Source organism: Microbacterium jepli (assembly GCF_047237905.1).
Taxonomy (GTDB): domain Bacteria; phylum Actinomycetota; class Actinomycetes; order Actinomycetales; family Microbacteriaceae; genus Microbacterium.
Genome location: NZ_JBDFLW010000005.1, coordinates 1,606,723 through 1,625,246, shown reverse-complemented (window position 1 = coordinate 1,625,246; position 18,524 = coordinate 1,606,723). Strand labels below are relative to the sequence as shown.

General features: G+C 71.7%; 17 protein-coding genes. 6 read left to right on the top strand and 11 right to left on the bottom strand.

Going from position 1 to position 18,524, the window contains the following annotated elements:
• Positions 1-23: 23 nt before the first annotated feature.
• Together ABC304_RS11865 and ABC304_RS11860 are read right to left on the bottom strand one after the other, a co-directional pair.
• A complete protein-coding gene (locus ABC304_RS11865) occupies positions 24-1,592 on the bottom strand; it encodes a hypothetical protein (protein WP_412930892.1) in 1,569 nt (522 codons plus the stop codon).
• Positions 1,568-3,388 carry an ATP-binding cassette domain-containing protein gene (locus ABC304_RS11860; protein ID WP_412930891.1) on the bottom strand — a complete coding sequence of 607 codons (1,821 nt, stop codon included), beginning with the start codon at positions 3,386-3,388 and terminating at the stop codon, positions 1,568-1,570. Before ABC304_RS11860 ends, ABC304_RS11865 begins: the two co-directional genes overlap by 25 nt.
• A gap of 206 nt (positions 3,389-3,594) precedes the next feature.
• Between ABC304_RS11860 and ABC304_RS11855 the strand changes: the two genes are divergently transcribed.
• The 4 genes from ABC304_RS11855 to ABC304_RS11840 all read left to right on the top strand — a co-directional run bounded on the left by ABC304_RS11855 (position 3,595) and on the right by ABC304_RS11840 (position 7,828).
• Positions 3,595-4,461, top strand: a complete 867-nt coding sequence (locus tag ABC304_RS11855) for a hypothetical protein (protein ID WP_412930890.1) — start codon at positions 3,595-3,597, stop codon at positions 4,459-4,461.
• Positions 4,462-4,538: 77 nt separating this feature from the next.
• The gene (locus ABC304_RS11850; RefSeq protein ID WP_412930889.1) at positions 4,539-6,224 is read left to right on the top strand and encodes a S8 family peptidase; all 1,686 of its coding nucleotides are present in this window, start codon (positions 4,539-4,541) and stop codon (positions 6,222-6,224) included.
• A 32-nt stretch (positions 6,225-6,256) separates the two neighbouring features.
• Positions 6,257-7,528: a hypothetical protein gene (locus tag ABC304_RS11845; RefSeq protein ID WP_412930888.1), complete on the top strand. Its 1,272-nt coding sequence runs from the start codon at positions 6,257-6,259 to the stop codon at positions 7,526-7,528.
• 63 nt (positions 7,529-7,591) lie between these two features.
• Positions 7,592-7,828: a hypothetical protein gene (locus ABC304_RS11840; protein WP_412930886.1), complete on the top strand. Its 237-nt coding sequence runs from the start codon at positions 7,592-7,594 to the stop codon at positions 7,826-7,828.
• Positions 7,829-7,851: 23 nt separating this feature from the next.
• Here ABC304_RS11840 and ABC304_RS11835 read toward each other — a convergent pair whose 3' ends face one another.
• Positions 7,852-8,250 carry a GlcG/HbpS family heme-binding protein gene (locus tag ABC304_RS11835; protein WP_412930884.1) on the bottom strand — a complete coding sequence of 133 codons (399 nt, stop codon included), beginning with the start codon at positions 8,248-8,250 and terminating at the stop codon, positions 7,852-7,854.
• Positions 8,251-8,434: 184 nt separating this feature from the next.
• Between ABC304_RS11835 and dinB the strand changes: the two genes are divergently transcribed.
• Positions 8,435-9,631 carry a DNA polymerase IV gene (gene dinB / locus ABC304_RS11830; RefSeq protein ID WP_412932929.1) on the top strand — a complete coding sequence of 399 codons (1,197 nt, stop codon included), beginning with the start codon at positions 8,435-8,437 and terminating at the stop codon, positions 9,629-9,631.
• 13 nt (positions 9,632-9,644) lie between these two features.
• Here the strand turns inward: dinB and ABC304_RS11825 are convergent, their stop codons facing one another.
• The gene (locus ABC304_RS11825) at positions 9,645-10,382 is read right to left on the bottom strand and encodes a dienelactone hydrolase family protein (protein WP_412930883.1); all 738 of its coding nucleotides are present in this window, start codon (positions 10,380-10,382) and stop codon (positions 9,645-9,647) included.
• A gap of 41 nt (positions 10,383-10,423) precedes the next feature.
• On the opposite strand from ABC304_RS11825, the gene ABC304_RS11820 reads away from it, so the two are divergent.
• On the top strand, positions 10,424-10,642 hold the full coding sequence (locus tag ABC304_RS11820; protein ID WP_412930881.1) for an SCO4848 family membrane protein: 219 nt from the start codon (positions 10,424-10,426) through the stop codon (positions 10,640-10,642).
• A 26-nt stretch (positions 10,643-10,668) separates the two neighbouring features.
• Here ABC304_RS11820 and ABC304_RS11815 read toward each other — a convergent pair whose 3' ends face one another.
• The 7 genes from ABC304_RS11815 to ABC304_RS11785 all read right to left on the bottom strand — a co-directional run bounded on the left by ABC304_RS11815 (position 10,669) and on the right by ABC304_RS11785 (position 18,523).
• Complete coding sequence (locus ABC304_RS11815; RefSeq protein WP_412930879.1) at positions 10,669-12,204, bottom strand: CoA-acylating methylmalonate-semialdehyde dehydrogenase; 1,536 nt, start codon at positions 12,202-12,204, stop codon at positions 10,669-10,671.
• Between the two features lie 61 nt (positions 12,205-12,265).
• On the bottom strand, positions 12,266-13,588 hold the full coding sequence (locus tag ABC304_RS11810) for an aspartate aminotransferase family protein (protein WP_412930877.1): 1,323 nt from the start codon (positions 13,586-13,588) through the stop codon (positions 12,266-12,268).
• A gap of 82 nt (positions 13,589-13,670) precedes the next feature.
• Positions 13,671-14,825, bottom strand: coding sequence for an ABC transporter substrate-binding protein (locus tag ABC304_RS11805; RefSeq protein WP_412930875.1), 1,155 nt, complete (start codon positions 14,823-14,825; stop codon positions 13,671-13,673).
• A 119-nt stretch (positions 14,826-14,944) separates the two neighbouring features.
• Positions 14,945-15,748 carry an ABC transporter permease gene (locus ABC304_RS11800; protein ID WP_412930873.1) on the bottom strand — a complete coding sequence of 268 codons (804 nt, stop codon included), beginning with the start codon at positions 15,746-15,748 and terminating at the stop codon, positions 14,945-14,947.
• Positions 15,748-16,578, bottom strand: a complete 831-nt coding sequence (locus tag ABC304_RS11795; RefSeq protein WP_412930871.1) for an ABC transporter ATP-binding protein — start codon at positions 16,576-16,578, stop codon at positions 15,748-15,750. Before ABC304_RS11795 ends, ABC304_RS11800 begins: the two co-directional genes overlap by 1 nt.
• Positions 16,575-17,510, bottom strand: coding sequence for an ABC transporter permease (locus tag ABC304_RS11790; protein ID WP_412930869.1), 936 nt, complete (start codon positions 17,508-17,510; stop codon positions 16,575-16,577). The genes ABC304_RS11795 and ABC304_RS11790 overlap by 4 nt, the downstream gene beginning before the upstream one ends.
• Positions 17,507-18,523, bottom strand: a complete 1,017-nt coding sequence (locus tag ABC304_RS11785) for a TIGR03842 family LLM class F420-dependent oxidoreductase (protein ID WP_412930868.1) — start codon at positions 18,521-18,523, stop codon at positions 17,507-17,509. The genes ABC304_RS11790 and ABC304_RS11785 overlap by 4 nt, the downstream gene beginning before the upstream one ends.
• Position 18,524: the final 1 nt, after the last annotated feature.

The following is an 18,524-nucleotide window of genomic DNA, read 5'->3' as shown; positions in this document are numbered from 1 at the left end:
AGAGCGAGTCTAACCGAGGACGCTCAGGTGGACTCGGCGAATTCCATGAGGCGTGAGCTGCGCCGCGTGAACACCGAGGCGCCGATCGAGATGCCCACCGCGAACACGACCACGCCGATCGCCAGGCCGCTCCACAGGGCCGCGGTGGTCTGGGAGTAGTCGCCGGTGAGGGCCAGCCAGCCCCACCACAGCGCGGGCGCGCTCACCACGATCGCCCCGAGGAAGACCACGCCCTGGGCGACGGCGCCGCTCGCGCCGACGCGCTGCGGCTGCTGGAACGGGCTGTCGCCCGGACGCGCGACCGCGTAGGGCGCCACGACCGACGAGACGCTCGACAGGCCGAGCGCGCTGAGGAAGAGCGACGCGCAGACGCCCACCATCGCCGGCAGGAGCGCCCACCGACCGTGACCGGCCACCGTGAGCGGTACGGCGACGGCGAGCACCGGCACGGCGACCAGGAGCACGGGCACCAGACGGCCGATGCGGTCGGACACGCCGCGGATGCCGCTGCCGATGTGCATCCACACCGCGGAGGAGTCGTACGCGAGGTCGTTGTGCGGCAGCCAGCCGAAGAACAGCGCGGCCAGGGGCACGGGAACGAGCACCGCGTACTCGAACGGCACCCCGGCGATGAGCAGCGGGAGCATCGTGATCGCCGCAGCGACCGGCACCGCGACGATGTTGACGAGGTACCGGCTGTCGCGGAACCAGTACACGAGGCTGCGCGCGGCGACCCCGCCGCCGGGCGTGCCGGGAGCGACGCCGAACCAGCCGAGTCCGCCGTGCTCGCGCACGGCCACCGGGCGCTCGGTCGACGTGAGGGCGTGCCGCACGATCAGCGCCCAGAAGCAGGCCAGGATCGCGACGGTGAGCACCGCGACGGTGAGGGCCGCCGTGGGCGAGCCGCCGTCGATCACGCGCTCGGCGGGATACGCCCAGGAGGCACCGACGGGCGTGAGCGCGAGGGCACCGACCGCGGCACGCAGCGGCGGCGGCACCGTGCCGCGCCATTCGAGCGACGACAGGAACACCCCGACGGGCACGACCACCACGAGGACGGCCAGGACGAAGACCCCGGTGAGCTCGCGGGACCGGCGCTCGCGGATGAAGGCGGCGGTGATCGCCATGCTGACGCGGGCGAGGAGCGAGCAGGTGAGGATGCCGAGCACAACGCCGAAGGCGCCCGCCGGCCACGGCACGCCGTGCGCCTGCCACACGAGGACGAGGCACACCCCGAGCGCGATGAGCACGAAGGTGGGGACGCTGAGCAGCCCGGCCAGCAGCAGTACCACGGACAGCGGTGCGGGCGGAAGCCCGAAGACCGAGAAGCGCCGCGGATCCAGCGGATCGCTGGTCCCCGCCATGAGGGGCGCGAGCGCGAAGCCGAGCGTCACGGCCGACCCGCCGAGGACGGTGACGGTCAGCGCGGCGGCGGTCGTGGCATCCCGCAGCGTCAGCAGCGCCCAGCAGGCGAGCACCGTGCCCGCGACGAGCGCGACGAGACCCGCCACCATGCGCACGACGTGCGCGGGCTCCCCGCGGAGGGCGCCCACCATCAGGGCGAACCTCAGTCGGAGAACGTGTGCAGCCACTCGAGACCCTCCACGTCGCTGAGGCCGCCGGCCAGCTCGATGAAGCGCTGCTCGAGTGTCAGCTCGCCGCGCACCTCGTTGATGGTGCCCTCGGCCAGCACCTGTCCGGCCACGATTACCGCGACCCGGGAGCACACCCGCTCGACCAGGTCCATGCCGTGGCTGGAGAGGATCACGGTGCCGCCGTGGGCGACATACGTGCCGAGGATGTCGAGTATGACCGCGCTGGAGACCGGATCGACGGCCTCGAACGGCTCGTCGAGCACCAGCAGACGCGGCGAATGGATCATCGCTCCGGCGAGCATGACCTTCTTCGCCATGCCGGCCGAGTAGTCCGAGACGACGCGGCCGAGCGCATCGGTGAGATCGAAGGCGCGGGCCAGGTCGGCTGTGCGACTCTCCACCACCGACGGCGGCAGCTTGCGGAGGATGCCGTAGTAATACAGGAGCTGGCGCCCCGTCAGACGGTCGAACGTGCGCAGGCGATCGGGCAGCACGCCCATCGCGCGCTTCGCCCCCACGGGATCGGCCTTGGCATCGATGCCGTTGACCTCGATCGAGCCCCGATCGGGACGCAGCAGACCGGCGATCATCGACAGGGTGGTCGTTTTTCCGGCGCCGTTGGGGCCGACCAGACCGTAGAACGTGCCGGTGGGAACCGTGAGGTCGATGCCGTCCACGGCCCGCGTCTCGCCGAAGACCTTGGTGATGCCGCGGACGCGCAGCACGGCTCCGTCGATCGTTGCCTCGGTATCGGGCTCGTCGCGGTCGAAGACCAGGGCGGCTGCGGCCGACGGCTCGTCGGCGGCGGCATCGGCATCGGCATCGGCATCGGCATCGGCATCGGCATCGGACGGAGTCTCGATGTCGACGTCCGGCTCGATGACAGGAGCGGATGCTGCGTCCTCGGCGTCGACGTCGGGCGTGAGGCCGTCCGACTCGGACTCGGTGGTGACGACACGGATCGCGACGGTGTCGTCCAGCGGGTCCGGTGCGATGTCCTCGGCGACCGCGCTCTCGCGCTCATCCTCGACGATCTCGACGGTGGTCTCGGGTGCGTCCTCGGCGACCTCTACGGCTACCTCGGTGTCGACATCCTCGGCCGGCGTCTGCACGACGGGCAGGGGCGGACGCGGCGGGATGACGAGATCGGCCGGCACGGTCGGCGGGCGCAGGTCGGGCGGCAGCGGCGGAGGCGGACCGGGGTGGGCAGCGACTCCGGCATCCGGAACACTGTCGGCCGCCGTGTCCGGAACGGCATCGGTCACGGCATCCGCATCAGTCCCGGTCGCGGCATCCGTCGTCGTGGGTTCGGCGTCGACGATGGCGGCGTCCGTCGGATCGGGCGTGTCGGGCGTGTCGTCGACCGCCGGCTGGGCCGAGGTCTGGTTCTCCTCGATCGGCTCCACGACGGGCGCAGCTTCCTGGACGGGGGTGGCGTCGGCGACAGGCGCGGCCGGGGCCGCCGAGGTGGGCTTCTTCGCGCGCGGCGCACGAGGCTTCGTGGCGCCCGGCGTCGAGGATGTCGCCCGGGGCGCGCGCGGCCGAGGAGGAGTCTGACCGGTCGTGGTGCGGGGCTTCCGCGGGGCGCGCGGCTTGGGCGTCGGCTTCGGGGCTGAACCCTCACTCGGCGCTGCGGGCGGGGTCACCACCGAGTCCTCGGTCGCCCCGGTCGCGTCGACGGCATCGCCGGCCGGAGCAGCCGCCGCGGAGGGCAGCTGGACGATGCGGCCGCCCTCACCGGGTGCGCGATCGACCGTCCCGTCGGAGTCTTCCGAGAAGGCGTCGTCAGGCACCGGTAGAGAGGCTGGCACCGCTCCAACCTACCAAGCCGAAGTCTGTCCGCCCCGAGGGTGACGCCCGATTGCGCCTCCGATCGCGTCACGAATCGACAACGGACGAGTCGGATGCCGCACGATCCACCCGGACCGCCACGAGAAGTCCCCGCGACCCGCCCGTCAAGCCTCGGCCATCCTGCAGACGGCGTCCGTACACTCGCGGCATGGCCGACAAGGTGCATCGCATCCACTCCCTCAGCGACGAGTCCCCCTGGGATGGCGGGCTCCCACCCGCGGGCTCCGACGAGCACCCCCGACTGGTGCGGGTGCTCGACCGCGTGCTCGCCGTGCAGCGTCCGCTCGTGCTCGCGCACCTCCGCGGCATCCGCGCCCGCCACCCCGAGGCATCCACCCTCGACATCGTCAAGATGCTCGAGCGCCGCTATCTCGCGGCCGTCACCACCGGCGGCGCGGCCGTCGGGGCCACGGCCGTCGTGCCGGGCATCGGGACGGGCATCACGCTCGCGCTCAGCGGCGTCGAGACGGTCGGCTTCCTCGAGGCGACGGCGCTGTTCGCGCAGTCCGTGTCGGAGGTGCACGGCATCCCCGTCGACAATCCCGACCGCGCCCGCGCGCTCGTCCTGACGCTGATGCTCGGCAAGGAGGGCATCGACCTCGTCGCGCAGCTCGCCGGTCAGGCCGGCGGCAAGGGTGTCACCCGCGATCGATACTGGGGCGAGCTGATCACCAAGACGCTCCCCCGCGCCGCCGTCGGACCGCTCGTCGACCGGCTCAAGGGATCGTTCGTGCGGCAGTTCGCCGCCAAGGGCGGCGCGTCGTTCTTCGGCAAGGCGCTGCCGTTCGGCATCGGGGCCGTCGTCGGCGGGACCGGCAACCACCTCCTCGGCCGGCGCGTGCTGGTCAACTCGCGGAGGGCGTTCGGCATGCCTCCCGTCACGCTCCCCGTCGAGCTCGAGCCGCGTCCGATCGCGCCGGCCGTCGGCGACGGCCTGCGGAAGGGCTCACGCCGAGCCCGGAAGGCGCAGGCGAAGCTCGAAGGCGCCGGCACAGCATCCGCTCCTTCGGAGTGACATCCTGCAGCTGATCCACTCGTGACAGCGGGCGCACCCCGGCGGTACTCTCACCGCGAGGAGAGAGCGGGGGCGTCATGTCGGCAGCCGAGGATCGGGCCCCGCTTCCCCGCGAGTTCCGGGCCATCGAACCGGACGCCGACCTCGAGCCGGACCCCGCGAAACCCGCACCTCGCGGTGAGAAGCCGTCGGATGGTGACGAGCACGACGACGACCGGCGCCGGGCGCCCGGACCCTCCGGACCGCTGACCCCGGCGTTCTCGCTTCCCGGGGTGCCGACGACCGTCTCGCTCGTGACCGACTCGGTCATCACGCGACCGTTGGCAGAGCGGATGGCCTCGGCTCGTGCCGACGAGCCCATCGGCATCGTCATCGAGATGCGCACCGACAGCGGGATCTCCCCGGGCGACGCCGTCGGCGAGCTGCGCGCGTCGGTGCTGATCGCGGCGCAGGGCCGCACGGACGTGCCGGAGCCGTGGCTGTCGGGCTCGTACCTCATGGCCGCGCTCACCAGCGCGGAGATCCTCGAGCTCGTGCGCGTGGACGGCGAGAAGGGCGGGGCCGTGCGGGGCGGCCGGCAGGAGTCCAAGACCGCGCCCCGCAGCTTCATCAACCGCATCTGGCCGAACTTCGAGGTGCGCGCGACGATCCACCGCTCGGTCATCACGACGAAGGCGGATGCCGCGGTCCGGTCGTTCGACGCCACGGGTGACGGCATCGTCTGGGCGGTGCTGGACACCGGCGTCGACGCGTCGCACCGGCACTTCCGCACCTACGACACCCTGGACCTCCCCGACGGCGTCAGCGCCCGCAGCTTCGTACCGGGATCGAGCGACGCCGACGCCCTCCGCGATCCGAACGGGCACGGCACGCACGTCGCCGGCATCATCGCCGGCGCTCAGGCCGTCGGGCCGCGCGGGAAGCCGATCTGCGCGGCGACCTGGTACCGCACCGCGGAGGGCGAGACCGGCGTGCAGCGGGTCGAGCTCTCGCACATCAGCGGCATGGCACCGCGCGCGACGATCGTGCCGATCAAGGTGCTGCGCGACGACAGGACCGGCGACCTCGCGTCGCTGCTCGAGGCGCTGCAGTACATCCAGGACGTCAACCGCGGCGGGCGGGACCTCATCGTGCACGGGGTGAACCTGTCACTCGGCTACCCCTTCGACCCGTCGTGGTTCGCGACCGGACTCTCCCCCGTCTGCCGCGAGGTCGACCGCCTCGTCGCCGACGGCGTCTGCGTGGTCGTCTCCTCGGGGAACACCGGCTACGGCGCGGCGCGGGACACGGCCGGCCGGGAGATGCGGCTCGGCTTCGGCATGACGATCAACGATCCGGGCAACGCCGCGAGGGCGATCACCGTGGGCTCGACCTCGATCAAGCCCTATGCCACCGGGGTGTCGTACTTCTCCTCCAAGGGGCCGACGGGCGACGGACGACTCAAGCCCGACCTCGTGGCCCCGGGCGAGCGTGTGGTGAGCGCGGGCGCGGGCGAGCTGCTGGAGAAGGCGCGCGCGACGGTGCGGCTCGAGAAGGGGCAGAAGGCCGACGACATCACCTACGTCGAGGACTCGGGCACGTCGATGTCGGCCCCGCATGTATCAGGAGTGGCCGCTGCCTTCCTCTCCGTCCACAGGGAGTTCATCGGCCGGCCCGACGACGTGAAGCGCATCCTCATGGACTCCGCGAGCGACCTCGGCCGCGAGCGGACGTTCCAGGGACGTGGTCTCGTCGACGCGATGCGGGCGATCCAGAGCGTGTAGGCCCACAGGCCACAGGCAGGAAGGGCGAGATCATGAGACTGCCGTACACCGAGGTGCGGTTCGACGAGAAGGGCGCCCCCGCGGAACCCGATCAGCTCGACGAGGCCGCCTCCCTCGTGAGTGAGAAGAACGCCACCGACGTCATCCTGCTGTCGCACGGATGGAACAACACGCCCGCGCAGGCACGCGATCTGTACGAGCGGATCGTCGCCTCGATGGTCGCGGTCCGCGACCGCGTCCCGGGTGCGACCGAACGGCGCATCGTCATCGTCGGCATGATCTGGCCGTCGATCCAGTGGGCGGCCGAGGAGGACTCCGGTGCGGGCGCCGGCATCCAGGACGACGCTGCCGTCCTGGCCGCCGAGGTCCGCGCACGCGTCGAGGACGACGCCACGGCGACGCGCCTCGTCGCGCTCATCCCCCGCCTGCGCACCGACTCCGCGGCACAGTCCGACTTCGTCGCGCTCCTGCGCGGCACGCTCCCCCGCTCCACGAAGGGCGAGGACGAAGCCGCCTTCACCGCGCTGAAGACGGCGGACCCGTCGGAGCTCTTCGAGGCCGCGAAGGACAGCGGCTCCGACGCTGCCGCGCCCGCCGCGGTCGGCGGTGCCGCGGACATCGATCCGGCGGGCCTCGCCCCGCTGGAGGCCGGCGGGGCGGCCGGCTTCTTCGACGGACTGGTCAGCGCCGCCCGCAACCTGCTCAACGTGACGACGTACTACACGATGAAGGAGCGCGCGGGCGTTGTCGGCAGGAAGGGCATGGCCCGTCTCCTGGGCGAGTTGCACGCCGCGGCCCCCGATGCGCGCCTGCACCTCGTCGGACATTCCTTCGGCGGCCGCGCGGTCACTGCCGCCGCACTCGCCGCGGACGCGCCGGTGTCGTCGCTCTCGCTGCTGCAGGCGGCCTACAGCCACTTCGGCATGGCCCACGACTGGGACGACGCGGGCACCGACGGTCTCTTCGCCGCCGTCCCCGCCAGGATCCGCGGGCCGGTGCTCGTCACCTTCACGCACAACGACAAGGCCGTCGGCGTCGCCTATCCGGTGGCGTCGAGACTCGCCCGTCAGGTCGGGGCGGGCCTCGGCGACGAGAACGACCCCTACGGCGGAATCGGCCGGAACGGCGCGCTCAAGACCCCGGCGTCGCTGCCGGCGACCGACCTCATCGAGGTCGGCGGCGCCTACGCCTTCCGCGCGGGCCACGTCTCCTCGCTCCGGGCTGACGCGTTCGTCTCCGGACACTCCGACATCGCCGGGCGCCAGGTCGCCTACGCCGTCCTCACCGCCATCACATCCGCGTGACCGACGTGGCCGGCCCGTTCCGATCGACGGGACGGATGCCGCGACCCGGCGCACAATGGAGGCATGGGTCTTTTCGCATCCCGTCCCGAGGAGCCGTCCGAGTGGGCGGGTCTCCCGTCGGAGCCGGCTGAGCCCGGCTCCCCCGCTGAGACGCTCGAGGCGCCCGTCGGCATCGGCCTCGACTCCGTGCTCGGCGCCTCCGTGACGAGCATCGCCGTCCCGCTGGTGGCGCGTGCGGGCTTCGCCGAGGACGCCGGAGCGGCTTCGGACGTCGACGCCGGCGCGGACGACGGCGACTGACGTCGCCGACATCCGGCGACGGGTCAGAAGGCGGCGGCGGCGGCCTCTGCGACGGCGTGATCCTGCTCGCCCGAACCTCCGCTGACGCCGACCGCGCCGACGACCACTCCGTCGTGGGACAACGGGATCCCGCCCGCGAAGATCGCGACCCGGCCGCCGTTGGTCGTGTGGATGCCGAAGAACTGCTGTCCGGGCTGAGAGTTGTCACCCAGGTCCTTCGTGGAGATGTCGAAGGCACGGGAGGTCCACGCCTTGCTGATGGAGATGTCGACGCTGCCGATCCATGCGCCGTCCTGACGGATGTGCGCGACCAGATTGCCTCCGGCGTCCACGACGGCGATGTTCATCGGCTGGCCGACGTCGACCGCCTTGGCCTCCGCGGCGGCGATGACGCGACGGGCATCCTCGAGTGTGACGGACATGTCGATCCCTTCGTCGGGCCGCGCTCGGCGCGGGACGATCCCGCACGACGGGCGGCACGCCTGCGGCGCTCGGCCCCGCCGCCAGCCTAGGGACGAAGGTCCGCTGCCGGCAGGGTTGTCGACTCAACCCGCGGCGATGTCGCACGTGCATGCGACGATGCCCTCCGGACGTCGGGAGGGTCGGATGCGGGGCGAGGCCACCGTGCTGCACGCCGACCTCGACGCGTTCTACGCCTCCGTCGAGCAGCGTGACGACGCTTCCCTGCGCGGTCGCCCCGTGATCGTCGGCGGCGGCGTGGTGCTCGCGGCGAGCTACGAGGCCAAGGCCCGAGGGGTCTGCACCGCGATGGGCGGACGTCAGGCGCGCGAACTCTGCCCCGACGCCGTCGTCGTCCCCCCGCGGATGGACGCGTACTCGGCGGCCAGCAAAGCAGTCTTCGCCATTTTCCGCGACACCACACCGCTCGTCGAGGGGCTCTCGATCGATGAGGCGTTCCTGGAGGTAGGCGGGCTGCGCCGCATCGCGGGCACCCCCGAGCAGGTCGCGGTGGCGCTCCGCGCCCGCGTCAAGGCCGAGGCCGGGCTCGCGATCTCGGTCGGGGTGGCGCGAACGAAATTCCTGGCCAAGGTCGCCAGCGCGGTCAGCAAGCCCGATGGCCTGCTGGTGGTCGAACCCGACCGCGAGGAGGAGTTCCTCCTGCCCCTGCCCGTGGAGCGGCTGTGGGGCGTGGGCGCGGTCACCGCGGAGAAGCTGCACCGGCTCGGCATCCGCACCGTCGGGCAGCTGGCCGAGCTCGAGGAGTCGGCCGCCGAACGCCTGCTGGGCCGCGCGGCGGGTGCGCACCTGCACGCCCTCGCGCGCCTGCGCGACCCGCGACCGGTCGAGGCGACGCGACGCCGGGGCTCGATCGGCTCGCAGCGGGCACTCGGCAACGGCCCGCGCACGCCCGAAGAACTCGACGTCATCCTGAGCCAGATCGTCGACCGCCTCGCCCGGCGGCTCCGCGACGGGGAGCGCTCGTGCCGCACGGTGGTGCTCCGGCTGCGGTACGGCGACTACGCCAAGGCCACGCGATCGCGCACGCTGCGCATGCCGACGCAGCGCACAGTGATGCTCCTCGACATCGCACGCACACTCCTGGCCGCGGCCACCCCGGAGATCGCCGCGCGCGGCATCACCCTGATCGGCATCTCGCTCTCGCAGCTCGACACGGCCGACGCGCTACCGCCGGAACTGGCGATCGACGACGACGAGGGCACCCGGCTCGACTCCGCGCTCGACGCCGTGCGCGACCGCTTCGGGGCCGCGGCGCTGTCACGCGCGGCGCAGCTCGGACGCGACCCCGGGTGGTCGAGCCCGATCCTGCCCGAGCACCAGTGAGCCCTCAGCCGCGTCAGGCGTCGACGCCGAGCTTCTCGTCGAAGAAGTCGAGCACGCGGGAGACCCCCTCCTCCTGGCGGTCGTGGGTGAGCACGGAGTGGCCCTTCCCCTCGAACTCGACCGCGATGAAGCGGTGGCCGAGCTCACGACGGAGCGTGTCGAAGCGGGTGCCGGTCGCCGCGTCCGTCCGGTAGCGCAGCCCCAGCACCTCGCATCCCTCCGCCGCCTTGCGCGTCACGGCGACGAGGTCGAGCGGGCTCAGACCGAGGTCGGCGCCGCGCTTCGCCCCGATCGGGAACGGCAGGGACGGCTCCGCCAGCACCGGAGCGATGACCGGCGCGTCGGCCATCATCGCGAGCGCGAAGCCGCCGGTGAAGCACATTCCGACGACCCCGACACCCGGACCGCCGACGTCCTCGTGCAGCCGACGGGCGAGTGCGCGCAGCCAGCCGGCGACGGGGCTCGTGCGGCCGCGGGCGAAGGTGGAGAACTCGCGACGCACGCAGAACCGGGCGAGGTCGCCCGCGATGTTGCGCGCGGTGAATCCCGCGCCGGGCGTGCCGAAGAGCCGCGGCAGCAGCACCGTGTGCCCGCGCGCCACGACCTCCTCCGCGAAGGCGACGAGCAGGTCGTCGATGCCGGGGATCTCGTGAATGACGATGACCCCGGTGCCGGAGCCCTTCCGCCACACCTCGTGGGTCTCGCCCGCCAGGGTGACCTCGTCGTGCTGCCAGCTGCGGAGTGCGTCCATAGGCTCATCGTGGCATCCGGCGACGGTATTAGCCTCGAACGGTGCACATCGCCCTGGCCGTCATCCTGTTCGCCAACGCCCTGTTCAACGTCGTCGCGTGGCCGCAGTTCCTGCGCCGTGTCGCGAAGGACCCGCGGGCGAGGGATGCCGCGGGCCGGGCCACCGCGTTCCTGCGCGTGCACGTGGTGCTGGTGGCCATCGCGCTCGCGCTGGCCGTGGCATCCCTCATCGGCGGCGTCGTCCTGCTCGCCGCCGGCTGATCCGGGCGGCGAGCGGACGCCGTCGCTCACTCGTGCTGCGGGAAGCCCAGGTTGAGTCCGCCGTGCGAGGGGTCGAGCCAGCGCGACGTGATCGCCTTCTCCTGCGTGAAGAAGTCGAACCCGTGCTCGCCGTAGGCCTTCGCGCCGCCGAAGAGCGAGTCCTTCCACCCGCCGAAGGAGTGGTACGCCACGGGAACCGGGATCGGCACGTTGATGCCGACCATGCCGACCTGCACCTCGCGCTGGAAGCGCCGCGCGGCACCGCCGTCGTTGGTGAAGATCGCGGTGCCGTTGCCGTAGGGGCTGCCGTTGATGATGCGCAGGCCGTCCTCGTAACCGTCGACGCGGACGATCGAGAGCACCGGCCCGAAGATCTCGTCGCGATAGACGGACGATGACGTCGGCACCCGGTCGATGAGGGTGGGGCCGAGCCAGAAGCCGTCGGGGTCGCCGTCGAACTCGTCGTCGCGGCCGTCGACGACCACCGTCGCGCCGTCGGCCGAGGCGACGTCGATGTAGCCGGCGACCTTGTCGCGGTGCACCTCGGTGATGAGGGGTCCCATGTCGGTGCCGCGCGTGCCGTCCCCCGTCCGCAGGGTCGCCATGCGCTGCTTCACCCGCGTCACCAGCTCGTCGGCCACGGCGTCGACCGCCAGCACCACGGAGATCGCCATGCAGCGCTCGCCCGCAGAGCCGAAGCCGGCATTGACGGCGGCGTCGGCGGCGAGGTCGAGGTCGGCGTCGGGCAGGACGAGCATGTGGTTCTTCGCCCCGCCGAGCGCCTGCACCCGCTTGCCGTGCGCGCTGGCGGTCTCGAAGATGTACTTCGCGATCGGCGTGGAGCCGACGAAGGAGATGGCGCGGACGTCGGGGTGCACGAGCAGCGCGTCCACGGCCTCCTTGTCGCCGTGCACGACGTTGAGCAGGCCGTCGGGGAGCCCCGCCTCCGACATCGCCGCCGCGAGCCAGTTGGCCGCGGAGGGGTCCTTCTCGCTCGGCTTCAGCACGACGGCGTTGCCGGCGGCGATCGCGATCGGGAAGAACCACAGCGGCACCATCGCCGGGAAGTTGAAGGGGCTGATGATGCCGACGACGCCGAGCGGCTGGCGCAGCGAGTAGACGTCGACGCCGGTGGAGACGTTCTCGGAGTAGGCGCCCTTCGTGAGGCTGGCCGCGCCGCACGCCAGCTCGACGACCTCGAGCCCGCGAGCGATCTCGCCGAGCGCGTCGGAGGTGACCTTGCCGTGCTCGGAGGTGAGGATCGCCGCGAGCTCCTCCTTGCGTGCGTTGACGATCTCGCGGAACGCGAACATGACCGTCTGGCGCTTGGCGATCGACGCATCCCGCCAGCCGGCGGACGCGGCGCGCGCGACCTCCACGGCGGCGTCGACGTCGGCCGTCGTCGCCAGGCGCACCTCGCGCTGCACGATGCCCCGCGCCGGGTCGTAGACGGGCGCGGTGCGGCTGGACTCGCCCGCCCACGGCGCACCCCCCACCCAGTGGTCGAGGACGGCGATGTCGGCCTCGGTCGAGGCGGGGTCCGCGATGCGGGTGTCGGTCATGGGTTCTCCCTCTGTCGGCGCCGGAGTCTCCGGCATCCTGTGGCGGCCTGCCCTCGTGGGGTCAGTCGCGCCCTGCGATGCCGAGCACTTCGTCGTAGATCGTCATCGCCTGCGCCACCTCGTCGTCGGTCACGACGCACGGCGGCACCACGTGTATGCGATTGTCCTGCACGAACGGCAGCAGTCCTCGGGCGGAGAGACCCTTCTTGATCTCTCCCATGGCGCCCGCCGTCAGTGGCGTGCGCGCGTCCCGATCGGAGACCAGCTCCAGCGCCCAGAATACGCCCTCGCCGCGCACCTCCCCGATGAGCTCGTGCCGCTCCGCGAGCTCCTCGAGGCCGGGGCCGATGGCCTCGGCGCCGATGCGGCGGGCGTTGTCGACGATGCCCTCGGCCTCCATGGCGTCGAGCGCGCCGACGATGGATGCCGCGGCCAGCGGGTGACCGCTGTAGGTGAGTCCGCCGGGGAACACCGTCTCGTCGAAGTCGCCGGCGATGGCGTCGGAGATGATGACGCCGCCCACGGGGACGTAGCCGGAGTTCACGCCCTTGGCGAAGGTGATGAGGTCGGGCACCACGTCGTAGCCCTCGAAGGCGAACCAGCGTCCGGTGCGTCCGAACCCGGCCATCACCTCGTCGAGGATCAGCACGATGCCGTACCGGTCGCAGATCTCGCGCACGCCGGCGAGGTAGCCGGGCGGCGGGATGAGGATGCCGGCCGTGCCCGGAACGGTCTCGAGGAGGATGGCGGCGATGCTCGCGGCGCCCTCGGCCTGCACGACGCGCTCGAGGTGGCGTAGTGCGCGCTCCGACTCCTCCTCGGGGGTGGTGGCCCAGAACTCGGAGCGGTACAGGTAGGGACCGAACACGTGCACGTGACCGCGCGCGTACTCGTTCGGGATGCGGCGCCAATCGCCGGTGGAGACGATCGCCGCCCCGGTGTTGCCGTGGTACGAGCGGTAGGTCGAGATGACCTTGTCGCGACCGGTGTGCAGGCGCGCCATGCGGATGGCGTTCTCATTTGCGTCGGCGCCGCCGTTCGTGAAGAACACCTTCTCGAACCCGTCGGGCGCCCGGTCGACGATGCGCCGCGCGGCCTCGCCGCGTGCGAGCGCGGCCGTTGCCGGAGCCACGGTGGCCAGCTGGTCGACCTGCGCGTGGATGGCGGCGAGCACGGCGGGATGCTGGTGGCCGATGTTCACGTTGACCAGCTGGCTGCTGAAGTCGAGCCATCGCCGACCCGAGTGATCCCACACCGTGCTGCCGAGGCCTCCGGCGAGGACGGGCGGGTCGATCAGCGCCTGCGCGGACCACGAGTGGAACACGTGCGCGCGATCGAGCTCCCGCGTGCGGGCGTCGAGATCGGTCTGGACGGTGTCGGTCATGACTGAATTATGGGCCACGCCCCGGTCCGGGGGCATCCCCGCCGCGCACGCGCGGTGGGGACGTCCCCGAGACCGCGGCGGTCTACTGGCCGCCCTCCGTGAGGGTGACCTCGATGGGGCTGAAGTCCGCACCGGTCAGGTCGATCCCGGCGTCGGCCAGCTCGTCGTGCGCCTTCTGGATCCACTCGTTCGAGTACGCCGTCGAGGGAGGCGCCGACGTGATCAGGTGGGCGCCGGTCTCGTTGACGGCGGCAAGGGCGCCGTCGACGGTCTTGTCCCACGCGGCCACGTCGATGATGCCGATGCCGGCGTCGGAGGGCCAGATCAGCTTGTTCGTCTCGTTCACCATCCACAGCTCGTGGCTGGGGCCCCAGCCGGAGCCCGCGGCGATCGTGATCTCCGACGCCTTCTCCGGGTTCTGCGCGGCGTACGCCCAGCCCTTGATGACGGCCTTGAGGAACTTGACGGTCGTCTCCTGGTAGGCCGTGTCGCTCTCGAGCTTCGCCGTGTCGGCCCAGATCGCGTCCTGGAGCATGGCGCCCTCGGTGTCCTCGTAGCTGATGACGTTGAAGTCGGACGGCTGGTAGAGCTCCCCCGTGTCGGGGTCGGTCGTCTCCAGCAGCTGCGCGTACTCGTTGTAGGTCATCGCCTGCGCGGCGTCGATGTCGCCCTGCAGGAAGGCGTTCATATTGAAGTCCTGCGTGATGATCTGCACCGTCGAGGCATCCAGGCCCTGCGCCGCCATGGCGGCGAAGATCTCCCACTCGTTGCCGAAGCCCCATGAGCCGATCTTCTTGCCCTCGAAGTCCTTGACCGACGAGATGCCCGAGTCCGCCCACGACACCTGCAGGGTGCCGGAGCGCTGGAAGATCTGGGCGATGTCGGTGAGGTTCGCGCCGGCCTCCATCGAGCCGAGCACCTTCGGAACCCAGGCGATCGCATAGTCGACGTCGCCGTTGGCGAGCGCGTCCTGGGGCACGACGTCGCCGCCGGAGGGGATGATCTCGACGTCCAGGCCCTCCTCGGCGAAGAACCCCTGGTCGACCGCGGCGAAGTATCCGGCGAACTGTCCCTGCGGCAGCCACTGGAGCTGCAGCTTCACCGGGGTGAGGTCTCCCCCGCCCGACGCGTCGCCGGAGGCTCCGCCTCCGGAGCCGCCCGAGCAGGCCGCGAGGGCGAGCACGCCGGTGAGGGCGAGGGCTCCGGCCGCGAGCATGCGGCGTGTGCTGTGTCTCATGTCGATCCTTCTCTCTGTCGTGTGGTGCGGGTCTTCCTGTGGTGCGGGTCTTCCTGTGGTGCGGGGATGGAGCAGATGGTCGGTGCAGGTGCGGGGAGGGCGTGTTCCGGCGAGGCGCGTCAGGCGCTCCGCCGTCGCGTCGCGAGGCGCTCGAGCACGAGCGTGACGACGTAGAACAGGAGTCCGAGGATGATCGCGGCGAACACGTAGGCCCACGCCCGGGCGTAGGCGCTGGTGGCCGCCGACGTGGAGATCAGCCCGCCGAGCCCGCCGCGCGGCCCGCCGAAGTACTCCGCGACCAGGGCGGAGATGACCGCGAGCGAGGAGGCGATGCGGATGCCGGTGAACACGAAGGGCACGGCCGTCGGCAGCGTCACGGTGCGCAGCACCTGCCCGCCGCTCGCGGCGTAAGCCGTCATCAGGTCGCGGTGCACCGGGATGACCTGGCGGAACCCGCGCAGCGTGTTCAGGAAGATCGGCACGAACGACGCGAGCGCGGCGATCGCCTGCCGGCCGAACTGGCTGTCGGCGCCGAACATCGAGTTCAGCACCGGTGCGAGCGCGACGATCGGGATGACGGCGAGGCTCGCGACGACGGGTGCGCCCATCATGTCGAGCACGCGCCAGCGCGCGGCGAGCGCCGCCAGGAGGATCCCGAGGATCGCCCCGACCACCAGGCCGACGAGGGCGTTCGTTCCCGTGATGGCGGTCGCCGCGAGGATGGCCGGCGCGAACGCCACGAGCTCCTCGGCGATCGAGGCCGGGCTGGGCAGCAGGTAGTCGCTCACTCCGCCGACCGAGACGAGCAGCTGCCACCCGCCGAGCACGACGATGCCGACGACGAGCGGCGCGATGATGCGCAGGGCGCTCTCCCCTCCCCCCGCGCGCGCCCGGGACGACGGGGCGACGGATGCTGCGGCCATCACCGGTTCTCCACCCCGCGCGCCGTGGGGGTGCCCTGGTGGAGGGCTTCGCGGACGGCGGTGACCATGCCGAAGAACGCGGTGTCCTCGCGCAGGTCCTCGGTGCGCTCCGACTCCAGCGCCATGGGGACGATCTCCTGGATGCGCCCGGGGCGCGGCGACATCACGACCACCCGGTCGGAGAGGAACACCGCCTCGGGGATGGAGTGCGTGACGAACACCACGGCGGCGCCGGTCTCGGATGAAATGCGCACGAGCTCGCTCTGCATGCGCTCGCGCGTCATCTCGTCGAGGGCGCCGAACGGCTCGTCCATCAGCAGCAGGCTCGGCTGCTCGGCGAGCGCGCGGGCGATCGCGACGCGCTGCTGCATGCCTCCGGACAGCTGATCGGGGTAGCGATCGGCGAAGTCCGTGAGACCGACCATCTCGAGCAGCTCGGCGACGCGGGAGCGGCGGGCCGCAGCATCCGTCCCATGCAGCTCCAGAGGGAGGGCGACGTTCGCCGACACCGTCCGCCAGGGCAGGAGACCCGCCTGCTGGAAGACGATGCCGTAGTCCTGATCGCGCCGAGCGCGGTCGGCCGTCTTGCCGAAGACGCGCACGCTGCCCGAGGTGGGCTGGTCGAGGTCGGCCACCAGCCGCATGAGTGTCGACTTTCCGCACCCCGACGGGCCGATGAGCGAGACGAACTCCCCCGGCGCCACCGTCAGGTCGATGCCCGACAGCGCGCGGACGTCGCCGGATCGCGTGGAGAAGACCTTGTCCACTCCAGTCACCTCGACGGCGGGGGCCGTCGTCCGCTCGGCCTGGGTCTGCTGTTCGAGGGTCATGCCCCCACCTCCACGCGTCGGTAGTTCGAGAGGATGACGCCGAGGAGCGCGACGGACCCGGCGGCGACGAGGCCGAGCGCGATGGCGCCGAAGATCGGGCCCCAGGCTTTCGACGGATCACCGGAGGCCTGACCGGCGTACTGGATGAGGATGCGGCCGATGCCGCCCTGGAGCCCCGTCGAGACCTCGGCGACGACGGCGCCGACGACGGCGTTCGCGGCACCGAGCCGCAGCGCGGGGATGAGGTAGGGCACGGCCGCCGGGAAGCGGAGACGGGTCAAGGTCTGCCAGGTGCCGGCCGCGTAGGTGTGCATGAGCTCGGTGTGGATGCGGTCCGGCGACTGCAGCCCGCGCAGGGCGCCCACGGCGATCGGGAAGAACGCGAGATAGCTGGCGATGAGCGCGACGCTCATCCAGTCCTGCCACTCGAACGGCCCGAGCTGGACCCGTGAGCCCCAGCTCTTGACGACGGGGGCGAACGCGATGAGCGGGACGGTCTGGCTGAGGATGATCCAAGGCAGAAGGCCCCACTCGGCGATCCGCCAGCGCTGCATGACGATCGCCAGGGCGATGCCGACCACGAGGCCGACCAGCCAGCCGACGGCCGCGATGCCGAGGGTCACGAGCGCGGCGAGCGCGACCTCGAGCCACAGCGGGCGGGCGGTCGCGGCGGAGGTGACGGGTTCCAGCATCCGCGCGGCCATGTCCCAGACGTGCGGCATCGCGAGATCGGTGGTGCGCGGGAGCACGCGCAGATCGCCGATGACGACGCCGTTCGCCGGGCCGAGGAGCTTGTAGAGCTCCCAGACGGCCACGACGGCGAGCAGCCCCGCGGCGCCCCACAGCCAGCCGACCGCGCGACGTCGCCCGACCCGCCTGCGGCGTAGGGACGGCGGCGGACCCGCGGCGTCGATGAGCCCCGCGGCCGTCACTGCTTCGCCGTCACGTGCGCGGACAGCGCGGGGATCACGGTCTCGCCGTAGACGCGCAGCGTCTCCTCCTTGTTGTCGTGCTGGAGGTATCCCGCGAACTGGTCGACGCCGAGGGAGCGCAGCTCCTCGAGCTTGGCGATGTGATCCGCCGCGGAGCCGAGCAGGCAGAAGCGGTCGATGATCTCGTCGGGCACGAAGTCCGCGTGCGTGTTGCCGGCGCGTCCGTGCTCGTTGTAGTCGTAGCCCTGCCTGCCGGCGATGTAGTCGGTCAGCGCCTCGGGCACGGCGCCGTGCTGGCCGTACTTGCTCACGATGTCGGCGATGTGGTTGCCGACCATCCCGCCGAACCAGCGGCACTGGTCGCGCATGTGGGCCCGGTCGTCGCCGATGTAGAAGGGGGCGGCGACGCAGATCTTCACGCTCATCGGATCGCGACCGGCCTTCTCCGCGGCATCCCGCACCGTCTGGATCATCCACTTCGCGATGTCGACGTCGGCGAGCTGCAGGATGAAGCCGTCGCCCACCTCGCCGGCGAGCTTCAGCGCGAGCGGGCCGTAGGCGGCCACCCACACCTCGAGCTCGCTCCCGACCGACCAGGGGAAGCGGAGCGTCGCGCCGTTGTACTCCACCTCGCGGGAGTTGCCGAGCTCGCGGATGACGTGGATCGACTCGCGCAGCTCGCGCAGTGTCGTCGGCTTCCCGTTCGTCACCCGCACGGCGGAGTCTCCGCGGCCGATGCCGACAACCGTCCTGTTGCCGTACATCTCGTTGAGGGTGGCGAAGACCGACGCGGTGACCGTCCAGTCGCGCGTCGCCGGATTCGTGACGAACGGCCCCACGGTGACTCTGCGGGTCTCGGCGAGGATCTGGCTGTAGATGACGTACGGCTCCTGCCACAGCAGGTGCGAGTCGAACGTCCACACGTGCGAGAAGCCGTGCTGCTCGGCGAGCTTGGCGAGCGCGATGGTGCGCGACGCCGGGGGGTTGGTCTGCAGGACCGCTCCGAAATCCATG